17 protein-coding genes are annotated in these 22,122 nt (G+C 62.9%); 15 read left to right on the forward strand and 2 right to left on the reverse strand.

The genetic code is table 11. The features are described from left to right. Window positions 1-74 precede the first annotated feature (74 nt). The 15 genes from ACXYMS_RS14240 to ACXYMS_RS14310 all read left to right on the forward strand — a co-directional run bounded on the left by ACXYMS_RS14240 (window position 75) and on the right by ACXYMS_RS14310 (window position 20,038). A complete protein-coding gene (locus tag ACXYMS_RS14240) occupies window positions 75-1,118 on the forward strand; it encodes a LacI family DNA-binding transcriptional regulator (protein WP_458907322.1) in 1,044 nt (347 codons plus the stop codon). Window positions 1,119-1,581: 463 nt separating this feature from the next. Further along, complete coding sequence (gene xylB / locus ACXYMS_RS14245; RefSeq protein ID WP_458907324.1) at window positions 1,582-3,045, forward strand: xylulokinase; 1,464 nt, start codon at window positions 1,582-1,584, stop codon at window positions 3,043-3,045. After that, a complete protein-coding gene (gene xylA / locus ACXYMS_RS14250; protein WP_458907326.1) occupies window positions 3,042-4,349 on the forward strand; it encodes a xylose isomerase in 1,308 nt (435 codons plus the stop codon). The genes xylB and xylA overlap by 4 nt, the downstream gene beginning before the upstream one ends. Further along, the gene (locus ACXYMS_RS14255) at window positions 4,349-4,792 is read left to right on the forward strand and encodes a GNAT family N-acetyltransferase (RefSeq protein ID WP_458907328.1); all 444 of its coding nucleotides are present in this window, start codon (window positions 4,349-4,351) and stop codon (window positions 4,790-4,792) included. Before xylA ends, ACXYMS_RS14255 begins: the two co-directional genes overlap by 1 nt. A 9-nt stretch (window positions 4,793-4,801) precedes the next feature. Continuing rightward, entirely contained in the window at window positions 4,802-6,424 is a 1,623-nt protein-coding gene (locus ACXYMS_RS14260; RefSeq protein ID WP_458907330.1) for a glycoside hydrolase family 43 protein, read from the forward strand. 112 nt (window positions 6,425-6,536) lie between these two features. Beyond that, window positions 6,537-7,808, forward strand: coding sequence for an O-acetylhomoserine aminocarboxypropyltransferase/cysteine synthase family protein (locus ACXYMS_RS14265; protein WP_458907332.1), 1,272 nt, complete (start codon window positions 6,537-6,539; stop codon window positions 7,806-7,808). A gap of 144 nt (window positions 7,809-7,952) precedes the next feature. Beyond that, window positions 7,953-8,768: a DUF2189 domain-containing protein gene (locus ACXYMS_RS14270; protein WP_458907334.1), complete on the forward strand. Its 816-nt coding sequence runs from the start codon at window positions 7,953-7,955 to the stop codon at window positions 8,766-8,768. Between the two features lie 105 nt (window positions 8,769-8,873). Continuing rightward, on the forward strand, window positions 8,874-11,588 hold the full coding sequence (mutS, locus tag ACXYMS_RS14275) for a DNA mismatch repair protein MutS (RefSeq protein WP_458907336.1): 2,715 nt from the start codon (window positions 8,874-8,876) through the stop codon (window positions 11,586-11,588). After that, window positions 11,569-14,367: a [protein-PII] uridylyltransferase gene (locus tag ACXYMS_RS14280; RefSeq protein WP_458907338.1), complete on the forward strand. Its 2,799-nt coding sequence runs from the start codon at window positions 11,569-11,571 to the stop codon at window positions 14,365-14,367. The genes mutS and ACXYMS_RS14280 overlap by 20 nt, the downstream gene beginning before the upstream one ends. A 9-nt stretch (window positions 14,368-14,376) precedes the next feature. Next, window positions 14,377-15,936 carry a murein biosynthesis integral membrane protein MurJ gene (murJ, locus tag ACXYMS_RS14285; protein WP_458907339.1) on the forward strand — a complete coding sequence of 520 codons (1,560 nt, stop codon included), beginning with the start codon at window positions 14,377-14,379 and terminating at the stop codon, window positions 15,934-15,936. 67 nt (window positions 15,937-16,003) lie between these two features. Continuing rightward, window positions 16,004-17,038, forward strand: coding sequence for a tryptophan--tRNA ligase (trpS, locus tag ACXYMS_RS14290; RefSeq protein WP_458907802.1), 1,035 nt, complete (start codon window positions 16,004-16,006; stop codon window positions 17,036-17,038). Window positions 17,039-17,057: 19 nt separating this feature from the next. After that, entirely contained in the window at window positions 17,058-17,531 is a 474-nt protein-coding gene (locus ACXYMS_RS14295; protein WP_458907341.1) for a universal stress protein, read from the forward strand. A 183-nt stretch (window positions 17,532-17,714) separates the two neighbouring features. Then, a complete protein-coding gene (locus tag ACXYMS_RS14300; protein ID WP_458907343.1) occupies window positions 17,715-18,281 on the forward strand; it encodes a NifU family protein in 567 nt (188 codons plus the stop codon). Window positions 18,282-18,353: 72 nt separating this feature from the next. Further along, window positions 18,354-19,547 (forward strand): class I SAM-dependent RNA methyltransferase, encoded by a 1,194-nt coding sequence (locus ACXYMS_RS14305; RefSeq protein WP_458907345.1) that lies wholly within the window; start codon window positions 18,354-18,356, stop codon window positions 19,545-19,547. A 107-nt stretch (window positions 19,548-19,654) separates the two neighbouring features. Beyond that, on the forward strand, window positions 19,655-20,038 hold the full coding sequence (locus ACXYMS_RS14310) for a hypothetical protein (RefSeq protein WP_458907347.1): 384 nt from the start codon (window positions 19,655-19,657) through the stop codon (window positions 20,036-20,038). A 79-nt stretch (window positions 20,039-20,117) separates the two neighbouring features. Here the strand turns inward: ACXYMS_RS14310 and ACXYMS_RS14315 are convergent, their stop codons facing one another. Both ACXYMS_RS14315 and ACXYMS_RS14320 read right to left on the reverse strand, forming a co-directional pair. Beyond that, entirely contained in the window at window positions 20,118-20,945 is an 828-nt protein-coding gene (locus ACXYMS_RS14315) for a sugar phosphate isomerase/epimerase family protein (protein WP_458907349.1), read from the reverse strand. Then, window positions 20,942-22,111: a dihydrodipicolinate synthase family protein gene (locus tag ACXYMS_RS14320; protein WP_458907351.1), complete on the reverse strand. Its 1,170-nt coding sequence runs from the start codon at window positions 22,109-22,111 to the stop codon at window positions 20,942-20,944. Before ACXYMS_RS14320 ends, ACXYMS_RS14315 begins: the two co-directional genes overlap by 4 nt. Between the last annotated feature and the right edge of the window lie 11 nt (window positions 22,112-22,122).

Below are 22,122 nucleotides of genomic sequence, written 5' to 3' on the forward strand. Positions count from 1 at the left end.
ACGCTGCACTTGACCTTTGGTCCCGCGCCAACAATCGTGCTGCGGCGCAATACGAGTGCTGGTGGGGTGAAGGATTGAGCGAAGAAGCGGTGAAGCGCCGGGCCACGGTTCATGATGTGGCGCGCGCGGCGGGGGTGTCCCTGGCAACGGTCGACCGGGTGCTCAATGGTCGCCCCGGCGTGCGGGCGGCAACGGCCGAGAAGGTCGAACAGGCCATCGCCCAGCTCGGTTTTGCGCGCGACCTCAATGCCTCGCTGATGGCGCGGGCACGCGACCTCAATGTGGTCTTCTTCATTCCCGATGGCTCCAACGAATTCATGGATAGCCTGGCCGAGGCGGTGCATCGCCGCTCGCCGCTGGCGCTGGCCGACCGCATCCATCTCGACATGCGCCGTGTGCGGGCCCTTGACGCGGCGGCGTTGGCCGCCGGGCTCAACCAGCTCGACGCGCGCATCTGCGACTGCGCCGTCATCGTTTCCAGCGACGAGCCGGAAATCCTGGGCGCCATTGATGCCGCGCATCGCCGGGGCATTGCCGTGATGACGCTGGTCTCCGACCTGCCGGGCTCGGCGCGGCGCAATTTCATCGGCATCGACAATGTCGCGGCCGGGCGTACGGCTGCGTCGCTGCTCGGCCGCTTCCTGCCCCAGGGCGGCAAGGTGGCGGTGGTGGCCGGTTCGCTGCATCTGCGCGACCATGCCGAGCGGCTGGAAGGCTTTCGCGCGGCGCTGGCCGCTGAATTTGTCGGCCTCGACATTATCGGCCCGCTCGAGGGGCATGACGAGCGTACCGAGACGGCCGAGATCATCACCCGCCTGCTGGCGGATCATCCGGACCTGGCGGGGCTCTACAATCTGGGCGCCGGTAATGCCGGACTGGTGGCCGCGCTCGAACAATCGGGGCGGGCTGGCAGAATGCGGGTCATCGCCCATGAACTGACGGCCCCCACGCGGGCGGGGCTGAGGAGCGGCGCCATTGATGTGGTACTCGACCAGAACCCGGACGGGGAAATCCGCGAGGCCATCGCCGCCGCAAGGGCCCTGGCGCTGGATGGCGGGCGGCTAGCCGCGACCGATCCCATCGAAATCGGGATTTTCCTGCGCGATAATCTGAGGTGAGGGTCGAATTTGCGACGCGCGCAGGTGCAGCACCTCCCCCTTGACGGGGGAGGATGGGTGGGGGTGCCAACGCGCTGGGTGCAGAGTTTGTGAACACCCCCTCCGAGCTTCGCTATGGCCCCGCGGGCCAAGCTCCGCTTGCCTCCCCCGTCAAGGGGGAGGTGTCGCACCGAGTTTGAGCGACGCCGTTTACCGACCGGAACACGCCAGGAACTTGCTCCACTGGAGCGATTTGCCCTTCGGGATGATCCTGCCACTCAGGGCTTAGCCTTCGTGGCCTTCTCACCTAAAATCTTCCCACTGGGGAGATTTTGCCTGCGGCACGGTTCGAAGCATTGAAATTGGGATTTTCCTGCGCGACAATCTGCGCTAAGAAGCGCGCCAATCATCAAATCGGCGCAGCCCTGAATGGGCGGGAGGACGTTACGATGTTTAGGTTCGGATTTCATGAGGTACGTGCCTCATGACCTTTCTGGGTATTGATATCGGCACGTCCGGGGTCAAGGCGCTGCTGATTGACGAGAGCGGCAAAGCCCTCGGCGATGCCTCGGCCCCCGCTGTCGAGCCGGTGCGTCCCCATCCGGGCTGGTCCGAGCAGAACCCGACAGACTGGTGGACGGCAACCCTGGGCGCCGTGGACAAGCTCAAACTCAGCCATGGCAAGGAACTGGCGGCGGTCACCGGCATTGGCCTCTCCGGCCACATGCATGGTGCGACCCTGCTGGGCGAGAACGATGACGTCCTGCGCCCGGCCATTCTCTGGAATGACGGGCGCTCTTCTGCCGAATGCCGGGAGATGGAAACCCGGCTCCCCGCCCTGCGCCAGCTGGCCGGCAATATTGCCATGCCCGGCTTCACCGCGCCCAAGATCGCCTGGGTGCGCAAGCATGAGCCGGATATCTATGCCCGCATCCGCAAGGTGCTGCTGCCCAAGGCCTATGTGCGGCTGCTGTTGACCGGCGAGCATGTCGAGGACATGTCCGATGCGGCCGGCACGCTCTGGCTCGATGTGGCCCGGCGCGACTGGTCCGACCAATTGCTCGGGGTGACCGGGCTGACGCGCGAACACATGCCGCGACTGGTTGAGGGCTCTGCTGTCTCGGCGCAACTCAAGCCCGACCTCATGGCCCGCTGGGGCATGTCTGGCACTGTCGTGGTGGCCGGCGGCGCCGGCGACAATGCGGCGGCGGCCTGCGGCATCGGCGCCATTCGCCCCGGCGAAGGCTTTGTGTCCCTGGGCACGTCAGGCGTGCTCTTCGTCTCCAATGAACGCTTCAGCCCCAATACCGAAGGGGCCGTGCATGCCTTCTGCCACGCCATTCCCGACACCTGGCACCAGATGGGTGTCATCCTTTCGGCCACCGATTCGCTCAACTGGCTCAGCCGCATCTCTGGCAAGAAGCAGGCGGAACTCTCGGGCGAGGCCGAGGCCCAGTTCAGGGGGCCGGGCGAGACCCTCTTCCTGCCCTATCTCTCGGGCGAACGCACCCCGCACAACAATGCCAATGCCCGCGGGTCCTTTGTGGGGCTCAGCCAGTCCACTGATACCGCCCAGATGGCCCAGGCGGTGATGGAGGGCGTGACCTTCGCCATGCGCGACTGCCAGCGCGTATTGGCCGATGCCGGCACCGGCATCAAGCGCCTGCTGGCCGTGGGCGGGGGCAGCAAGTCTGCCCTCTGGCTCAAACTGCTGGCCACCAATCTCGACATGGAAATTGCCCTCCCCGAGGATGGCGATTTCGGCGGCGCCCTTGGCGCGGCCCGGCTGGGGCTCTGTGCCGCCTCCGGCGCCAATCCGCAGGACGTCATGTCCATGCCGCCGATCAAGACCACTATCGCGCCCGACCACAAGCTGGCGGCCGCCTATTCCGATCAATATGCACGCTACCGCGCGCTCTACCCTGCCATCGAGGAGGCACGTTCGTGACCGATTTTTTCAAAGGTCTTTCGCAGGTCAAGTTTGAGGGCCAGGACAGCAAGAATCCGCTGGCCTATCGCCACTACAACAAGGACGAAGTGATCGCCGGCAAGCGGATGGAAGATCATATCCGCCCCGCCATCGCCTATTGGCACACCTTCGCCCAGGAAGGCGGCGATCCGTTCGGCGGCCGTACCTTTGATCGACCCTGGTTCGACAAGGGCATCGAGGGCGCCAAGCTCAAGACCGAGGTGGCGTTCGAGTTCTTCAACCTCATCGACGTGCCCTTCTTTGCCTTCCACGATGTGGACGTGGCGCCGGAAGGCGCGACGCTAGAGGAGAGCAACAAGAACCTGCGCGTCATCGGCGATCTCATTGCCGAAAACATGCAGAAGAGCGGCAAGAAGCTGCTCTGGGGCACGGCCAATCTCTTCTCCAATCGCCGCTACATGGCCGGTGCCGCCACCAATCCCGATCCGGAAGTCTTCGCCTATGCCGCCGGCCAGGTGAAGGCCGTGTTGGAACTGACCAATGAACTGGGTGGCGAAAACTATGTGCTCTGGGGTGGCCGCGAAGGCTATGAAACCCTGCTCAACACCAAGATCGGCCAGGAACAGGACCAGATGGCCCGCTTCCTCCACCTGGTCATCGAGCATGCCGAAAAGATCGGCTTCAAGGGCCAGATCCTGATCGAGCCCAAGCCGCAGGAACCGAGCAAGCACCAATACGACTTCGACGTCGCCACCGTCTATGGCTTCTTGCAGAAATACGGCCTCGAAAAGAAGGTGAAGTGCAATATCGAGGTTGGCCATGCCTTCCTCGCCGGGCACTCCTTCGAGCATGAACTGGCCGTGGCCTCCTCGCTGGGCATGCTCGGCTCGGTCGACGCCAATCGCAACGACCTGCAGTCGGGCTGGGACACCGACCACTTCCCCAACAATGCCGGAGAAATGGCTCTGGCCTTCTACTATATCCTCAAGCAGGGCGGTCTGGGCCAGGGCGGCTTCAACTTCGATGCCAAGGTGCGCCGCCAGTCGCTTGATCCCGCGGATCTGCTGCATGGCCATATCCTGGGTCTCGATACCCTCGCGCGTGGGCTCAAGGGCGCCGTGGCGTTGATCGAGGACGGCGAATTCGACAAGCTGCTCGACGAGCGCTATGCCGGCTGGACCCAGCAGGGGGCCGCAGCCATGCTCAAGGGTGGACGCACCCTGGCCGAAATCTCTGACTGGGTACTAGCCGAAAACATCAACCCCCAGCCCAAATCCGGCCGCCAGGAATATCTCGAAAACCTGGTCAACCGGTTCGTCTAGTGATCAGAGCAATCGTAGCGGGCGACCGCGAGCTGTGGGCGGAACTGTGGAAGGCCTATCTGGCCTTCTACGAGACCGAACTCACCGACGAGGTCCATGCTTCGACCTGGTCTCGTCTGCTTGATCCCGCTGAACCCACCTGGGGCGCCCTGGCGCTCCGGGATGGGGTGCCAGTCGGGCTGGTGCACTGGATCTATCACCGCAGCAACTGGTCTATTGCCGATACCTGCTATTTGCAGGATCTCTTCGTTGAACCCGAAGGCCGCGGCCTGGGCTTTGGCAGCGCGCTGATCGACCATGTCGCCGCCGACGCCGCGGCGAAGGGCAGTTCCCGCGTCTATTGGCTCACCCACGAGTCCAATGCTGCGGCGCGTGCCCTTTATGACCGAGTTGCGCAGCGCTCGGGCTTCATTCAATACCGGCGGAACCTGCCGGCTTCCTAGGACAGAGTCATGCCCCAACTGACCAATCCCATTCTTCCCGGCTTCAATCCGGACCCGTCCATCCTCCGCGTCGGCGACGACTACTACATCGCCACCTCCACTTTCGAGTGGTTCCCCGGCGTGCAGATCCACCATTCGAAAGACCTCGCGAACTGGGAGCTGATCACGCGCCCGCTGACCCGCAAGAGCCAGCTCGACATGCGTGGCGATCCGGATTCCTGTGGTGTCTGGGCGCCCTGCCTCACCCATGACGGGGAAAAATTCTGGCTGGTCTATACCGACGTCAAGCGCAAGGACGGCTCGTTCAAGGACGCGCACAATTACATCGTCTGGGCCGACAAGATCGAAGGTCCCTGGTCCGACCCGATCTACACCAATTCCTCGGGCTTCGACCCCAGCCTGTTCCACGATGATGATGGCCGCAAGTGGTTCGTCAACATGATCTGGGACCACCGCACGCGGCCGCTGAAATTTGCAGGTATTGCGCTGCAAGAATTCGACCCCAAGGCCGGCAAGCTCGTCGGGCCGATCAAGAATATCTACAAGGGCACCGATCTCAAGCTGGTCGAAGGCCCTCACATCTACAAGCGCAACGGTTGGTACTACCTGCTGACCGCCGAGGGCGGCACAGCCTATGACCATGCCTGCACCTTTGCGCGCTCGCGCAGTCTCGATGGTCCCTACGAAACCCATCCCGACAAGCATATCCTCACCAGCAAGGACGCGCCGCTGGCTGCGCTGCAACGCTCGGGCCATGGCGACATTGTCGAGACGCCCGATGGCAAGACCTATCTGGTGCACCTGACCGGCCGCCCCACCACCCAGGAGCGCCGCTGCGTACTGGGTCGCGAAACCGCCATCCAGGAAGCCTATTGGGGCGAGGACGACTGGCTCTATGTCAAGAACGGCCCGGTACCCTCGCTCCATGTCGAGGTGCCCGGCACCCGCGACGAGGCGAAATACTGGGCCGAGCAGCGCTATACGTTCGAGAACGGCCTGCCGATCGACTTCCAGTGGCTGCGCACGCCCGAGACGGAACGCATTTTCTCGACCGAGGGCGGCAAGCTGACGCTGTTCGGGCGCGAAAGCATCGGCTCGTGGTTCGAGCAGGCGCTGGTCGCCCGCCGGCAGCAGCATTTCTCCTATGATGCCGAAACCGTGGTGGACTTCAAAGCCACCGACGAGCGCACCATGGCGGGGCTGACCGCCTATTACAGCCGCTACAATTTCTTCTATCTCGCCGTCACCGCCCATTCGGACGGGCAGCGCGAATTGCTGCTGATGAGCTCGGAAATATCCTGGCCCGATGGCAATCTGAGCTTCCCAGCCGAGCCGGTGCAGATTCCCAACAATGGCAAGGTCAAGCTGGCGCTGACCATTCGGGGCAGGAAGCTGCAATTCTTCTATGCGCTGGAAGGCCAGGACCTGCAGCCCATCGGGCCGGTACTGGATGCCTCGATCCTCTCGGACGAATGCGGTGGCCACCAGGCCCATGGCAGCTTCACCGGCGCCTTTGTCGGCGTGGCGGCCAGCGACCTTAATGGCACGGCCAGCCCGGCCGCCTTTGACTACTTTACCTACCGGCCGGTGAGGGATCCCTCTGATCGCTATGAAGTCGATGCGCTAAGCTAGGCACGCATACTTCAATGACAAGGCGCGCAAGAGGACGATCTGCCCCGCGCGCGCCTTGCCATTTCGGAGTGAACCAGCAAGTTTGGCCCCCGCGAGTCAAAGGGAGCCAAACATGAAGCTAGAATCCATCGCCCTGCACCACGGATACGAATCGGAAGCCACCACCAAGGCGGCCGCCGTTCCGATCTACCAGACCACCTCATACACATTCGATGACACCCAGCACGGCGCGGACCTGTTCGACCTGAAGGTCGCGGGCAATATCTATACGCGCATCATGAACCCCACCACGGCCGTTCTCGAATCGCGTATTGCAGAAATGGAAGGCGGCATTGCCGCCCTGGGTGTTGCTTCGGGCATGGCAGCGATCACCTACGCAATCCAGACAATTGCGGGGGTTGGCGACAACATCGTTTCTATTTCCCAGCTCTATGGCGGCACCTACAATTTGTTTGTCCATAGCTTCCCGCGCCAAGGTATCGAGACGCGCCTGGTTAGCCATGACGATTACGAGGGCTTTGAAAAGGCTATCGACGATAAAACCAAGGCGGTTTTTCTCGAGTCGATCGGCAACCCTGCCGGCAATGTGGTGGACATCGAAAAGATCGTCGAGATTGCCCACCGCCATGGCGTGCCGGTGATCGTGGACAATACAGTGGCAACGCCCTACCTGACCCGGCCATTCGATTTTGGCGCCGATATCGTCGTGCATTCGCTCACCAAGTACATTGGCGGGCATGGCACATCTATTGGCGGTGTCATCGTCGATAGCGGCAAGTTCGATTGGAAGGCCAATGCCAAGCGATTCCCGATCCTGAACGAACCCGATCCGTCCTATCATGGCGTGGTTTATACCGAAGCGCTGGGGCCCGCGGCCTATATCGGACGGGCTCGCGTGGCGCCGCTGCGCAATACTGGGGCGGCCCTGTCTCCAATGAATGCATTTCTCATATTGCAGGGACTTGAAACGCTTGGTCTGCGCATGGAGCGCCACTGCGACAACGCGCTCAAGGTTGCTCAGCACCTCAAGGCGCACCCCAAGGTCGAATGGGTCAACTATGCCGGGCTGGACGATAGCCCCTACCACGCGGTCGCCGCGAAAATATCGAAGGGTTCCGGCTCAGGTATACTTTCCTTTGGGATCAAGGGCGGCAAGGAAGCCGGTGGCCGCTTCATCGATGCATTGGAAATGATCCTGCGGCTGGTCAATATCGGCGATGCCAAGTCTCTGGCTTGCCATCCCGCATCCACGACTCATCGCCAGCTTTCTCCCGAAGAGCTGGCAAAGGCCAGTGTCTCGGAGGACCTGGTCCGCATCTCGGTCGGTATCGAACATATCGACGACATCCTCGCCGACATTGATCAGGCCCTCGCGAAGGCCTGATCACATTTATCGGAACCGGGGGCGACAGCCTCCGGTTCCGGGCGTAATCTCTCCTCACAAGCGGTCGCAAATATTGCGTCTCGCGCCGGTCATGCGCTCTCGCACAGTTTGCGGCCTCCAGAAGAGTACGGAGGAGCGTTGACCATGACCCGCATGCATATCATGGCAGGTGCCGGCGAAAAGCTGGACATGCCGGTCATCCGGACCATTACCCTCTCCGATCTTGGCGAGGTGCTGCGGCGCGGCGCCGCCGATTTCTGGGCCAGGCCCAGTCATTATGTCCTGCTCATGCTCATCTACCCTGTCATCGGTATCGTTCTGACCGTATGGATGAACGGCTGGCACGCCTGGACCCTGCTCTATCCGCTGATCGGCGGTTTCGCACTGCTCGGGCCCATTGCCGCCCTGCCGCTCTACGAGGTGTCGCGTCGGCTGGAGCGCGGCGAAGATCCCACTTGGCGGGACGCCGCAAGCGTCCTCAGATCGCCCGCCATGGGATCCATCCTGGCGGTGGGTGCCGTGCTCTTCGTGCTGTTCACTCTCTGGCTCACCAGCGCCCAGGCGCTCTATGAGAGCCTGTTCGGCGCCGCGCCGCCACGCACGCTGATGGCCCTTCTGACCCAGGTCGCCAATGATCCCGCTGGCATGACCCTGATGGCCGTCGGCACGGGTCTGGGCGCACTCTTTGCGCTCATTGTCCTCTGCACCAGCGTTATCGCCTTCCCACTGCTGCTCGACCGCGATGTGGGCGCCTATGTAGCGGTTGAGACCTCGTTCCGGGCCGTGATCTACAATCGCGTGCCGCTTTTTGCCTGGGGCTTGATCGTCGGTGCCGGCATCTTCCTGGCATCGCTTCCGCTCTTTGTGGGTCTGGCCGTGATATTGCCCATTTTCGGCCACGCCACCTGGCATCTCTACCGCAAGCTGGTGGAGCCGGCCTCGATCATTCGGGGCAGTTGAGCACCGCGGCGAAGGGACGGGCAAAGTTGCGTTCTGCCGGTTGGATTTTGTGCGCGAACCGCCTAAGGTCCGGGTTCATTTTCGAGCCCTGACCGCTTAGCGCCCATGGACCAGACCCCCTTCGAGGCCCCCAGCGGCGCCGCACCTGCGGCGTTGACGCCGATGATGGCGCAATATTTCGAGATCAAGGCCGTTAATCCCGGCTACCTGCTGTTCTATCGCATGGGCGACTTCTACGAGCTGTTCTTCGAGGACGCCGAAATCGCCAGCGCCGCCCTCGGCATCGTGCTGACCAAGCGCGGCAAGCATCTGGGCGAAGACATCCAGATGTGCGGCGTGCCCATTCACGCCGCCAATGATTATCTCAACAAGCTGATCCGGCTCGGCCATCGCGTTGCCATCTGCGAGCAGGTCGAGGACCCGGCGGAGGCGAAAAAGCGCGGCAGTAAATCGGTGGTTAAGCGCGATGTGGTGCGCCTGGTCACGCCCGGCACCCTGACCGAAGACGATCACCTCGACGCGCGGTCTTCCAACTACTTGGCGGCCCTGGCCATGGTGCGTCATGGCGACACCGATTTCGCCCTGGCCTGGGCCGATATCTCCACCGGAGAAACCTTCGTCTCCGATCTGCCCAGTGCCGTCCTGGCTGACGAAATGGCGCGCATCGCTCCGGCCGAGCTCATTCTGGCCGATGCAACCCGCGCTGCCCTGGTCAACCAGCATCTCTTTGCCCCGGCCTGGGCCGGGATCGCCACCGCGATCCCCCCCGAAATGGCCGATAGCGAGGCCGCGCTTCCCGTACTGCGCGCGGCCTTTCCGGCAGACCGCTTCGATCCAAGCGCCCTCAGCCGCGCCGGTCGCGCCGCCCTTGGGGCCCTGGTGGCCTATGTCGGAGAAAGCCAGAAGGGCCGCACCGCGCCGCTGCGCCCGCCCCAGAGCAATCCCGCCGATACCGTCATGGCCATCGACGCGGCGACACGCTCGAGCCTTGAAATCCTCCAGACCCAGCGCGGGCAGGCCAGGGGTTCGCTACGTCACTCCATCGACCTCACGGTCACCGCCCCCGGCGCCCGCCTCTTCGCCAGCCGACTTGCCGCACCCCTGCGTGAAGCCGGCGCCATCAATGCGCGTCTCGACGCCGTGGGCCGGCTGGTCGAGGACACGCTGTTGCGCGCAAGGCTCCGGGCCGATCTCAAGGTCGTGCCGGACCTTGCCCGGGCCCTGTCGCGCCTGGCGCTGGAGCGCGGTGGCCCGCGCGACCTCAGCGCCATAGGCAAGGCTGTCGGCGCCGCGCTGGACCTGGCGGGGCATCTGGGCAGGCAGCCCGACCTGCCGCCGGTGCTGACGGCGCTGGCGCAAACCCTCGCAGCGGCACCGCGCGCCCTTGCGAGCGAGCTGGGCCTGGCCCTCGATGATGAATTGCCGCTGCTGGTGCGCGACGGCGGCTTTGTCCGCCCGGCCTATGATGGGACGCTCGACGAAGAACGCGCCCTTGGCCGCGAGACCCGCGCCGTCGTCGCGGCCCTTCAGGCGAGGCTCGTGGATGAGACCGATCTCAAATCCCTCAAGATCAGGCACAATGGCGTCTTGGGCTTTTTCGTCGAAGTCCCGGCGGCCCATGGGCAGCGGCTGCTCGAAGCCCCGCACCGCGAGATCTTCATCCACCGCCAGACGCTGGCCAATGCCATGCGCTTCACCACCACCGAACTGGCCGAACTGGAAGGGCGCATTGCCAAGGCGCAGGATGCGGCGCTGGCCATCGAACTGGGGATCTTTGCGCGCCTCCGCGACGCGGCGCTGGCACTGACTGCCCAATTGCAGGGGCTCGCCGATGCCCTCGCCGAACTCGACGTCACCGCCGCTCTCGCAGAAGTGTCGGCCCTGCGCTTCTATTGCCGCCCGCAGGTGGATGACAGCCTTGCTTTCGCCATTTCCGGGGGACGTCATCCGGTAGTGGAATTGATGGTCAAGGCCGAGGGCCAGAGCTTTGTCGCCAATGACGCCGACCTTTCGGGCAGCGAGGAGATCGGCGGCGGGTCGCTCTGGCTGGTCACCGGTCCCAACATGGGTGGTAAGTCGACCTTCCTCAGGCAGAACGCGCTGATCGCCATCCTGGCGCAGATGGGGTGCTATGTGCCGGCCGACAGCGCCCATATTGGCGTGGTGGACCGGCTCTTCTCTCGTGTTGGCGCCAGCGACGATATCGCTCATGGCCGCTCGACCTTCATGGTGGAAATGGTTGAGACCGCCGCCATCCTCAATCGCGCCACGCGGCGGTCCTTAGTGGTGCTCGACGAAATCGGTCGCGGCACGGCAACCTTTGACGGGCTCTCCATCGCCTGGGCAGCGGTCGAGGCTCTGCATGAAACCACCGGCTGCCGTGCACTCTTCGCCACCCATTTCCACGAATTGACCAGTCTCGCCAAAACCCTCACCCGTGTCGCCAATGTCACCATGAAGGTGCGCGAATGGGAGGGCGAGGTGGTTTTCCTTCATGAAGTGGGTCCAGGAGCCGCCGACCGGTCCTATGGTATCCAGGTAGCGCGGCTGGCGGGCCTGCCTGAGCCGGTCATTGCCCGTGCCAGACAGGTTCTCGACGTGCTCGAACAGCGCTCGGCGGGCACCGCCTCTTCCAGCCAGAAAGCCAGCGTGCTAGACGATTTGCCGCTCTTTGCCCATCAGCCCGCCCCGGCTCCAAAAGGCAAGGACCCCATTCACGAAGCGCTCGATGCCGTCCGCCCCGACGAGATGACGCCGCGGCAGGCCATCGAGGCGCTCTATCAGTTGAAGAAACTCCGCGATGATGCTCGCCGAAGCTGAGGCCAAGCCCAAGAAGGCACAGTTCGCGCTCAAGACCGCCGACACCATTCTGGCGGAGTTAGACGTCCTACTGGGCGACGAACCTGCCCGCTCGCCCACGGCGCGGGCGGCGGTGCTGGCTTATATCCGCCAGACGCTGGCTGATGGCCGCAAGAGCGCCGAGGTCGAGCTCCTGGCCAATGGCAAGGGGACGCGCTGTGCCCAGAACATTTCCGCGGCCCAGGATGAAATCATCATCGCCGTGCACCGCTTCGCCACCACGCGCGTCTATCCGGTTGACAATCCCTCCGGCGCAGAGGCCATCGCGCTTTCCGCCGTAGGCGGCTATGGGCGCGGCACGTTGGCGCCCGGTTCCGACATCGATCTGCTGTTCATCCTGCCCTACAAGCAGACCCCTTGGGGCGAGCAAGTTACCGAGTATATCCTCTATATGCTTTGGGATCTGGGCCAGAAAGTCGGCCATGCCGTGCGCTCGGTGGATGAATGCATCCGCATGGCCCGCGCCGACATGACGGTGCGCACCGCCACGCTGGAAGCCCGATTCCTCACCGGCGACAAGGCGCTCTACGACCAGCTGACGCACCGGTTCGAAAACGAGATCATGCCCCGCACCGGCCCCGAATTCATCGCTGCCAAAATGGCCGAGCGGGACGAGCGCCACAAGCAGATGGGCAATACCCGCTATGTGGTCGAGCCCAATATCAAGGATGGCAAAGGGGGGCTAAGGGACCTCAACACCCTGTTCTGGATCGGGAAATACTTCTTTTCGGTCAAGACCAGCCATGAACTGGTCGGCAAGCAGGTGCTGAGCGCCGCCGAGTACAGGCTGTTCTCGCGGGCCGAGGACTTCCTCTGGGCCGTGCGTTGCCACCTGCATTTCGTTACCGGTCGCGCCGATGAGAAACTGACTTTCGACATGCAGCCAGAGTTGGCGCGCCGTATGGGCTATGCCGAGCGCCTGGGCATGCTGGGGGTCGAGCGCTTCATGAAGCGCTATTTTCTCGTCGCCAAGGATGTGGGTGACCTGACCCGCATCATATGTGCCAGCCTCGAATTCCACCACGCCAAGGATATGGACCTGGTCGGGCGGGTGCTGGCCCCATTCCGTTCGGGCAAGACGAAAATCAAGGGCGAGACCGCCTTTCTGGTCGATACCGGCCGTCTCAACATCGTCGCCCCAGACGTGTTCGAAAAGGACCCGGTCAATATCATCCGCGCCTTCATGGTCGCGGGCCGCGAGGAATTGCTGTTCCACCCCGATGCCATCAAGCATATCCGAAATAGCCTGCGGCTGATCGACAATAGCTTGCGCAACGACTCAAAGGCCAATGCGCATTTCCTCACCATCCTGACCAATGCCGGCTATGTCGAGCGCATCCTGCGGCAGATGAACGAGAGCGGCGTGCTCGGAAAGTTCGTGCCTGATTTCGGCAAGATCGTCGCCCTGATGCAGTTCAACATGTACCATCACTTTACGGTGGATGAGCATCTGATCCGCTCAGTCGGGGTCATGGCCGAGATCGCCAGCGGCGGGTTGCGCAACGAATTGCCGCTGACCCACGAATTGCTACCCCAGCTCAACGATACCCGCCTGCTCTATGTGGCCTTGTTCCTCCACGACATCGCCAAGGGCCGCCCCGAGGACCACTCCATAGCCGGGGCGCGCATTGCCAAGAGACTGTGCCCTCGCTTCGGCCTCAACGAAGCGGAGACCGACACGGTCTCCTGGCTGATCGAATATCACCTCCTGATGAGCGAAATCGCCCAGGCGCGCGACATCCAGGATCCCGAAACCGCCAAGGCCTTTGCCGATGTGGTGCAATCGCCCCAGCGCCTGGCGCTGCTGATGATTCTCACCGCCTGCGATATCCGCGCGGTGGGCCCGGGCACCTGGACGGGGTGGAAGGGGAGCCTGCTGCGAGCGCTCTATTTCGCCACCGAGCCGCTGCTCTCGGGCGGGCATAGCCAGGTCAGCCAGTCCGACCGCGTCAATGCCGCCCGCAAGGCGCTGAGCGAAGCCCTCTCTGGCTGGCCGCCGGCCGATGTCGAGGCCTATACCGCGCGCCACTATGATCATTACTGGCTGCGTGCCGAGCCGGAATTGCAGGTGGAACACGCCCGCATGATCCGCAATGCCGACAGCACCGACCAACCCTTTGCCGGTTCGATCCGGATCAAGGCATTCGAGGGCATTACCGAGGTCAGCTTCTATACGCCCGATCACCCGCGCCTGCTTTCGCTGATCGCCGGCGCCTGTACCATGCAGGATGCCTCGATCATCGGGGCACAGATTTTCTCGACTCGCGATGGCCGCGCCATCGACACCTTCCGTTTGAAGCGCTCCTTCACCTCGGATGAAGACGAAAAAGTCCGCGCCACCCGCATCATCGATACGGTCAAACAACTGCTCCAGGGCAAGCGGACCGTGCTGATCGATCTCGGCAAGGAGAGTCGCTACAACAAGCGCCTGCGGCCCTTTTCCCTGCCGGCGCAAGTTTCGGTCTCCAACGCCATCTCGGAAAAATTCACCGTCATCGAGGTCTCCGGTCTTGACCGTATTGGCCTGCTTTATGCGCTGACCCGCGAAATCTCCGATCTCAACCTCACCATTGGCTCAGCCCATATCGGCACCTATGGCGAAAAGGCCGTGGACGTTTTCTATGTCACCGACCTCACGGCCCAGAAAATTCACGTCAAGGCCCGCCAGAAGAAGATCCACGACGCGCTGATGAATGTGTTCAAGCGACCGGTGGAGGATAAGAAGGTGGTCAATGGGTAGGGGCCAGCGGTGAGCCTCTTCCGCAATTTCGTTTCCGTCGGCTCGCTCACCCTGCTCAGCCGCCTTGCAGGCTTCGTGCGCGACGCACTGATGGCCGCGGTGCTGGGCACCGGCCCGACCGCCGACGCGTTCTTTGCCGCCTTCCGCTTTCCCAACCTGTTCCGGCGCCTGTTTGCCGAGGGGGCCTTCAACACCGCCTTCGTGCCGATGTTTTCCGGTGCCCTGGAGCGCGAGGGCGCAGAGGGAGCAAAACTGCTGGCTGCCCGCATCATGAGCTGGCTGGTGGCCATGCTGATCGTGGTGACAGTCCTGGCCGAAATCTTCATGCCGCAGATCATGCGCGCCTTCGTGCCCGGCTTTGTCGACGACCCCGAAAAGTTCGACCTCACCGTGCTGTTGACGCGGATCATGTTTCCCTATCTCGCCTGCATGTCACTGATGGCGGCCTATGGCGCCATTCTCAATACGCTGGGGCGATTCTTTGCCGCCGCCTTTGCCCCGGTACTGCTGAACCTGGTGACCATAGCGGTGTTGGTGCCTCTGGCGCTCTGGTTCGTGCAGACGCCGGCCGAGGCGACTGTCTGGGTGGCCCTCGCCACCCTGGCCGGCGGATTGGCGCAATTGCTGCTGGTCTTTGTGGCGATCGAGCGCTCGGGCTTCCGGCCATCGCTGCGCCTGCCGCGCCTCGATCCGGAAGTGCGCCGCTTCTGGATGTTGGCCATTCCGGCGATCCTGGCGGGCGGCATTACCCAGATCAATATTTTCGTGGGCACCATCATCGCCTCGGGCGCCGACAATGCCATTTCGGTGCTCTCCTATGCCGATAGGCTCTACCAGCTGCCGTTGGGCATTATCGGCATAGCCATCGGCACGGTGCTGCTGCCCGAACTCAGCCGGCATTTAAAGGGTGGCCGGGCCCTCGAGGCCCGCCAGAGCCAAGACCAGGCGCTGTTCGTCTCCATGCTGCTGACCTTGCCTGCCGCAGTGGCGCTGATTGCTCTGGCCGAACCCATCGTCCGGGTTCTCTTCGAGCGCGGCGCCTTCAATGCCCTTGCGACACAGCAGACCGCCGAGGCGCTGGTCGCCTTCTCGGCCGGCCTGCCCGCCTATGTGCTCATCCGCGTGCTGCAGCCGGGCTTTTTTGCCCGCGAGGACACGATGACCCCCACCATCTTTGCGGGGATCAGCGTCGTCGCCAATATCGCCATTTCGCTCTTTCTGTTTCCCACGCTCCTTCATGTCGGCATCGCCATCGCCACCGCCGCCTCGTCCTGGCTCAATGTGCTGCTGCTGGCCGGTACTCTCGCCTGGCGGGGGCATTTCCGCCTGACCGGGCCGCAATGGCGAGCGCAATCGGCGATTGTGATGATCAGCCTGGTCATGGGCGGCGCGCTCCTTCTATTGGCCGATCAGGGCGCCGCCCATCTCGCCAGCGGCGTACCGCTTTGGCGTCAGACCCTTGTGGTGGCGGCGCTGGTGATCTTCGGACTGGCGACCTATTTCACCCTCGCCCACATTACCGGCACGCAGCGGCTGGGAGTGTTGCTCCGTCGCCTGCGACGCGGCTAGGCGGTTTCCAATCGACGTGCGCCCGTATAGAACGAGCGCCTGAATTCTCGTCTTATTGGTAAAGGGCATCATGACGTTCAGCCCCCGCGTCTTTTCCGGTATCAAGCCTTCGGGCGACCTGCATCTTGGCAATTATCTCGGTGCCATCCGCCGTTTTGTGCCGCTCCAGGACACGCATGAAACCATCTATTGCGTGGTCGACATGCATGCCATCACCGTCTGGCAGGACCCCGAGGATTTGCAGCGCTGGACCTATGAGATCGCTGCCGCCTATATCGCAGCCGGCGTCGATCCCACGCGCTCCATCATCTTTAACCAGTCCCAGGTGATGGAACATGCCGAACTGAGCTGGGTCTTCAATTGCGTGGCACGCATGGGCTGGATGGCCCGCATGACCCAGTTCAAGGACAAGGCCGGCGAAAACAGCGAGCAGGTGTCACTGGGCCTGTTTGCCTATCCCTCGCTGATGGCGGCGGACATCCTGCTCTATAAGGCTACCGGCGTGCCGGTGGGCGAGGACCAGAAGCAGCACCTGGAACTGACGCGCGACATCGCCAAGAAGTTCAACCACGACTTCAAAAAGCAGATCAAGGCGCTGGGTGTGAAGGGCGAGTTCTTCCCCATCACCGAAACCCTTGCAACCGGCCCGGCCATGCGCGTTAAATCGCTCAAGGACGGGGCAAAGAAGATGAGCAAGTCCGATGCTTCAGACCTGTCGACCATCTACATGATGGACGACGCGGATCTCATTGCAAAAAAGATCAAGCGCGCCACGACCGATGCCGATGCACTGCCCAGCGAGGCCGCGGGCCTGTCCGGGCGCCTTGAGGCGGAGAATCTCGTGGGCATTTATGCCGCCCTTTCCAACCGCAGCGTCGATGACGTGCTGGGCGAGTTCGGCGGCCAGGGCTGGGGCGTGTTCAAGCCGGCCTTGGCAGAGCTGGCCGTGACCAAGCTGTCGCCCATCGCCGAGGAAATGAAGCGCCTCATTGCCGATCGGGGCGAGATGGACAAGATATTGCGCGATGGAGCCGAGCGTGCCCGCGACATCGCCCGGCCCATTATGGCCGATGTGCGCAAGATCGTCGGCTTCGTTCGCTAGTTTGAACCTGGAGGTGTCTTTGGTTTCGCAGGTTGAATACAAGCGCAAATTCCTCGTCGTCATCGACGAGACCGAGGAATGTGACCGCGCCCTCACCTTTGCCGCCTGGCGGGTCAAGCGCACCGGCGGTACCGTGGTGCTGATGACCGTCATCCCGCAGCCCGAATTCATCGGACTCGGGGTCGAGGACGTGCTGCGGGCCGAGGCTGTCGAGGAGGCCGAGCGCAATCTCGACCGGCGCATGGCTCGCATCAAGGAAATCGGCGACGTGCGTGCCGAATCGGTGATCCGCGAAGGCAATGGTCCCGAGCAGATCGAGCGGGTCATCGACAAGGATCACGGCATCGCCATTCTGGTGCTGGCGGCGTCCAAATCGCCCGAAGGCCCCGGACCGCTGGTTACCCACTTCGCAGCGCGCGCCAATGTGCTGCCCATCCCGCTGACCATCGTTCCGGGCCGCATGAGCGACGAAGAAGTCATCGCGATCTGCTGACCGGCCCGCTTGCGTGGGCAAATCGGTCCGGTGGACCGACTTTGGATCAGCAGGATGAGCTACGCTCCAATGGCGGTGTCGCGGGCGTTGCGGCGAATGAGCGAGACGCGCAATCGCCTATTGCATCCTGACCGCAAAAGTCTATTTTAGAAACATTCTAATCGCATTTTGCGGGGAAGTCTCATGTTCATCCAGACCGAAGCCACGCCCAATCCGGCGACCCTGAAATTTCTGCCGGGCCGCGAAGTGCTGGTTGGTGAGCCGCGGGATTTCCGCTCCATCGAAGCCGCAGCGGCCTCTCCGCTGGCTACGGGCCTGTTCGCTATTTCCGGCGTTACGGGCGTATTCCTGGGGTCCGATTTCATTTCGGTGACCAAGGATGACACCAATTGGGCCCATATCAAGCCGGCCATTCTTGGCGTTATCATGGACCATTTTCTGTCCGGCAAGCCGGTGATCGCCGAAGGCAATATGCTCGAACCCGACATGGGGGACGGCGAGGAGTTCTTCGACGAGGATGACAAGGAAATGGTCGAGGTCATCAAAGAATTGCTGGCCACGCGAGTGCGCCCGGCCGTCGCCATGGATGGCGGCGACATCATCTTCAAGGGCTTCAAGGAAGGCACGGTGTTCCTGCACATGCAGGGTGCCTGCTCGGGCTGCCCGTCCTCCACCGCCACGCTCAAGAACGGCATCGAGAACCTGCTCCGCCATTTCGTGCCGGGCGTGGAAGCGGTTCAGCAAGTCTGAGACCCCCAAGTTAAGCAGCAAGCCGGGAGCCCGATGAGCAATCATCGGGCTTCTGTCTGTCAGGGCCCTACCATGACCATCACCGCCATTATCGAAAGTCTCGGCCACAAGGGCGAAGGCGTCGTCACGGTGGATGGCCGCAAGGTCTTCGTGCCCTTCGCCCTGCCCGGTGAAACCGTGGCAATGATGATCGAGGGCGAGCGCGGCACGCTGTTGGAAGTCATGACCCCTGCCGCGAACCGCGCAAAACCCTTCTGCTCGCATTTCGGAACCTGTGGCGGGTGCCAGTTGCAGCATCTGGACGCGCCGAGCTACGCCGCCTTCAAGACCGGTCTGGTGGAAGGCCCGCTGCGCCATGTCGGCATCGAGGCGAGGGTCGAGCGCTTCGTGACCGCCCATGGCGCCGGCCGCCGCCGCGCGACCCTGCATGCGCGCCGAGATGCAGCGGGCTATATGCGCCTCAGAAGCCACGACCTGCTCGACCTCGATGCATGCCCGATCCTGGTGCCTGCGCTCAGCCGCGCGCCCGATATTGCCAGGACATTGGGTGCCGCTATCGGCGAATGCGATATCAGTTTCACTGCCACCAATGCCGGCATTGACGTGGGCATCCGCAGGGCCCCCAAGGGCGTGCGCGCCGAAAAGCTGGTGCCGCTCGCCAATAGCCTCGGCCTTGCCCGGCTGGCACTGGAGCGCGAGATGATCTATCTGCGCCAGCAGCCGTCGATCACCATGGGTCGCTCCGAAGTCGACCTGCCCATCGGCAGCTTCCTCCAGGCCACCGCCGAGGCTGAAAGCGTGCTCGCGGACTATGTCGTCGGCGCGGTGGGCAAGGCGAAAACCGTGGCAGACCTGTTCTGCGGCATCGGCCCCTTTGCCCTGCGCCTGGCCGAAAATGCCCCCGTCTATGCTGCCGACAGCGACAAACCCGGCATTGCTGCACTCGACAAGGCGGTGCGCCACACCAGGGGCCTGAAGACGGTGACCGGCAGGGCGCGCGACCTGTTTCGCGATCCTCTCACCCGCTTCGAATTAAACTTTGATACCGTGGTGCTGGACCCACCCCGGGCCGGTGCCGAGGCGCAGATCAAGGAGATCGCGCTCTCCAAAGTGGGCCACGTGGTCATAGTAGCCTGCGATCCGCGCAGCTTTGCGCGCGACGCCGCTATGCTTGTTCAGGCCGGGTTCATCTTGGGTGATCTATTGGCTGTCGATCAGTTCGCATGGTCAACCCATATCGAGTTGGCTGCGACATTCCGCCGGTAAACTCTGCGCAACGTTAGCATGGCTCCGGCGTTGGCTCTCTGAAGGGCTTTTTATCAATCTTGCGCGCACAGCTCAGATCTGGGCGCGACGACTAATGGAGCATTATCATGATGCTGAAATCTTTTGTTGCCGCCGCTGCCGTCGCAACGGCTCTTGTTGTTCCGGCCCTGGGCCAGTCAGCCGCCAGTCCCGATGGGGTCTGGAAGGATCGCTGGGGCACGACCTTTACCTTTGAGCTGTGCGGTGACGGCACCCAGCTGTGTGGTACGCTCAATGATATTCAGGGCGACAGCCGCACTGCAGAAAACCTGACCTTTGTCGACAAGCAGGTTGTCCAGGGCACCCAGACCGCTCCCGGCACCTGGGAAGGCCAGATCTCGCTCAATGGCGGTGGTGCCAAGGCCATCGTCGAGCTGATCGATGCCGACACCCTCAAGATCACCGGTTGTCAGCTGCTGTGCTCGAGCATCGAATACGAGCGCGTCTCGTAAGCGATAGCTGCCAATGACAAAGCCCCGGAATCTTCCGGGGCTTTTTTGTTTTGGATTGTTGGCATCCCCCGTCGCCGATCTAGCAGACCGTCGCGACCCGCTCCTTGATCGTGCTGAGCACCTCGTCGCCGGGGCGCTTCCACCAGTCTTCGGTCGAAAAGATCTCAACTTCCTGCGGACCATGAAAGCCGGCCGCCTCGATCATGGCGCGGATGGCCTTGAGGTCAATGACCCCGTCGCCCATCATGCCGCGATCATTGAGCATGTCGCGGGTCGGCACCAGCCAGTCGCAGATATGGTGGGCGAAGATGCGCTTCATCCGCCCGGCGCGGGCGATCGCATTGGCGAGGTTGGGGTCCCACCAGATGTGATAGACATCCAGCGCCACCCCGACGGTTTCTCCCAGTTTCTCGCAAATATCGAGCGCCTGATCGACCGTGTTCACGCAGGCACGGTCTGCCGTGTACATGGGGTGGAGCGGCTCAATGGCAATCCTGACGCCCGAGGCCTTGGCATGGGGCAGCATGGCAGCGATGCCTTCGGTCACCTGCTCACGGGCGCCCGGCAAGTCCTTGGAGGCGCCGGGCAGGCCGCCCACCACCAGCACCAGGCAATCGGCATTGAGCGCTGCTGCCTGGTCGATGGCGCGCAGATTGTCGTCGATCCGAGCCTGCCGGTCAGCGGCGTCGACGCCGGGAAACATGCCCCCGCGGCACACGCCAGTGACACGGATCTTGTTCTCGCGGACAATGCGGGCGGCTTCATCGAGCCCGATGGCATCGATCTGGTCGCGCCAGGGCGAGATGGCGGTGATGCCATGGCGCAGGCACCCCTCGACGGCCTCGGCAAAGCCCCATTGCGGGCGGGTGGTGGCCAGGTTCAGCGAGATGACTGTATCGGCACTCATGCGGACACTCCATGGAAAGCGAGAACGGCCTTCATGCGGGCGGTGGCGAGATCCGGATCGGCCAGCACGCGGGCCTTGTCGGCCAGGCGGAAAAGTTCAGCCAGATGCTGCAGCGAGCGGGTCGACTGCTGTCCGCCGATCATGGCGAAATGGTCCTGCAAGCCATTGAGATAGGCCAGGAACACCACGCCCGTTTTGTAGAAGCGGGTGGGCGCGGCAAAGATATGCCGGCTGAGCGGCACCGTGGGTTCGAGAATGTCGAAGAACTCTGCTTTGTCACCACGCCCGAGCGCTGCGAGGCCCGCGGAGGCGGCCGGGGCGATGGCGTCGAAAATGCCAAGAAGGGCATGGGAATACCCTTGATCGTCGCCGGCGATCAGCTCGGCATAGTTGAAATCATCGCCCGTATACATCTTCACCGACGCCGGAAGCCGGCGACGCATGGCGATTTCCTTCTCCGCCGACAGCAGCGAAATCTTGATGCCATCGACCTTGTCCGCATTGGCGGCGATGACGTCGAGGCAGACATCCATCGCCTTGTCGTGGTCGATATCGCCCCAATAGCCTTGCAATGCCGGATCGAACATCTCGCCCAGCCAATGCATGATCACCGGCTGCTTCACCTGGCTGAGCACATGGCCATAGACCCTTGCATAGTCGTCCGGCGATTTTGCCGCCGCCGCCAGCGCCCGGCTGGCCATCAGGATCACACGGCCGCCTTCGCCCTCGACAAAGCCGACCTGTTCGTCATAGGCGCGCATTATGTCGTCAATGCTGACGTCGGGGCCGGGGGCGAGGTGATCGGTGCCAGCGCCATAGGCAATCAGCGCGTCACTGCGCGTGCGGGCTTCTGCCTGGGAGCGCCGGATCAGCTCCTGCGCTTCGGTCCAGGTCAGCCCCATGCCGCGCTGGGCGGTATCCATGGCTTCGGCCACGCCAAGGCCCAGGTCCCACATGCGGTGACGGAATTTGAGCGTCGTGTCCCAGTCGATGGCGGGGGTCAGCCAGGGGTCGTTGGTCGCCAGAGGGTCGGCCACGACATGGGCCGCCGAATAGGCGATGCGCGGAAAGTCCGTAGCCTTGAACTTGACGAAGGGAATCGGATCGCCCGTCAACGTGTAGGGCGTTACGGAGCGGTCGGGATTGGGTAGGTTGATATTCGGCATGGTGACAGTCC

Source organism: Devosia sp. CAU 1758, from assembly GCF_054482695.1.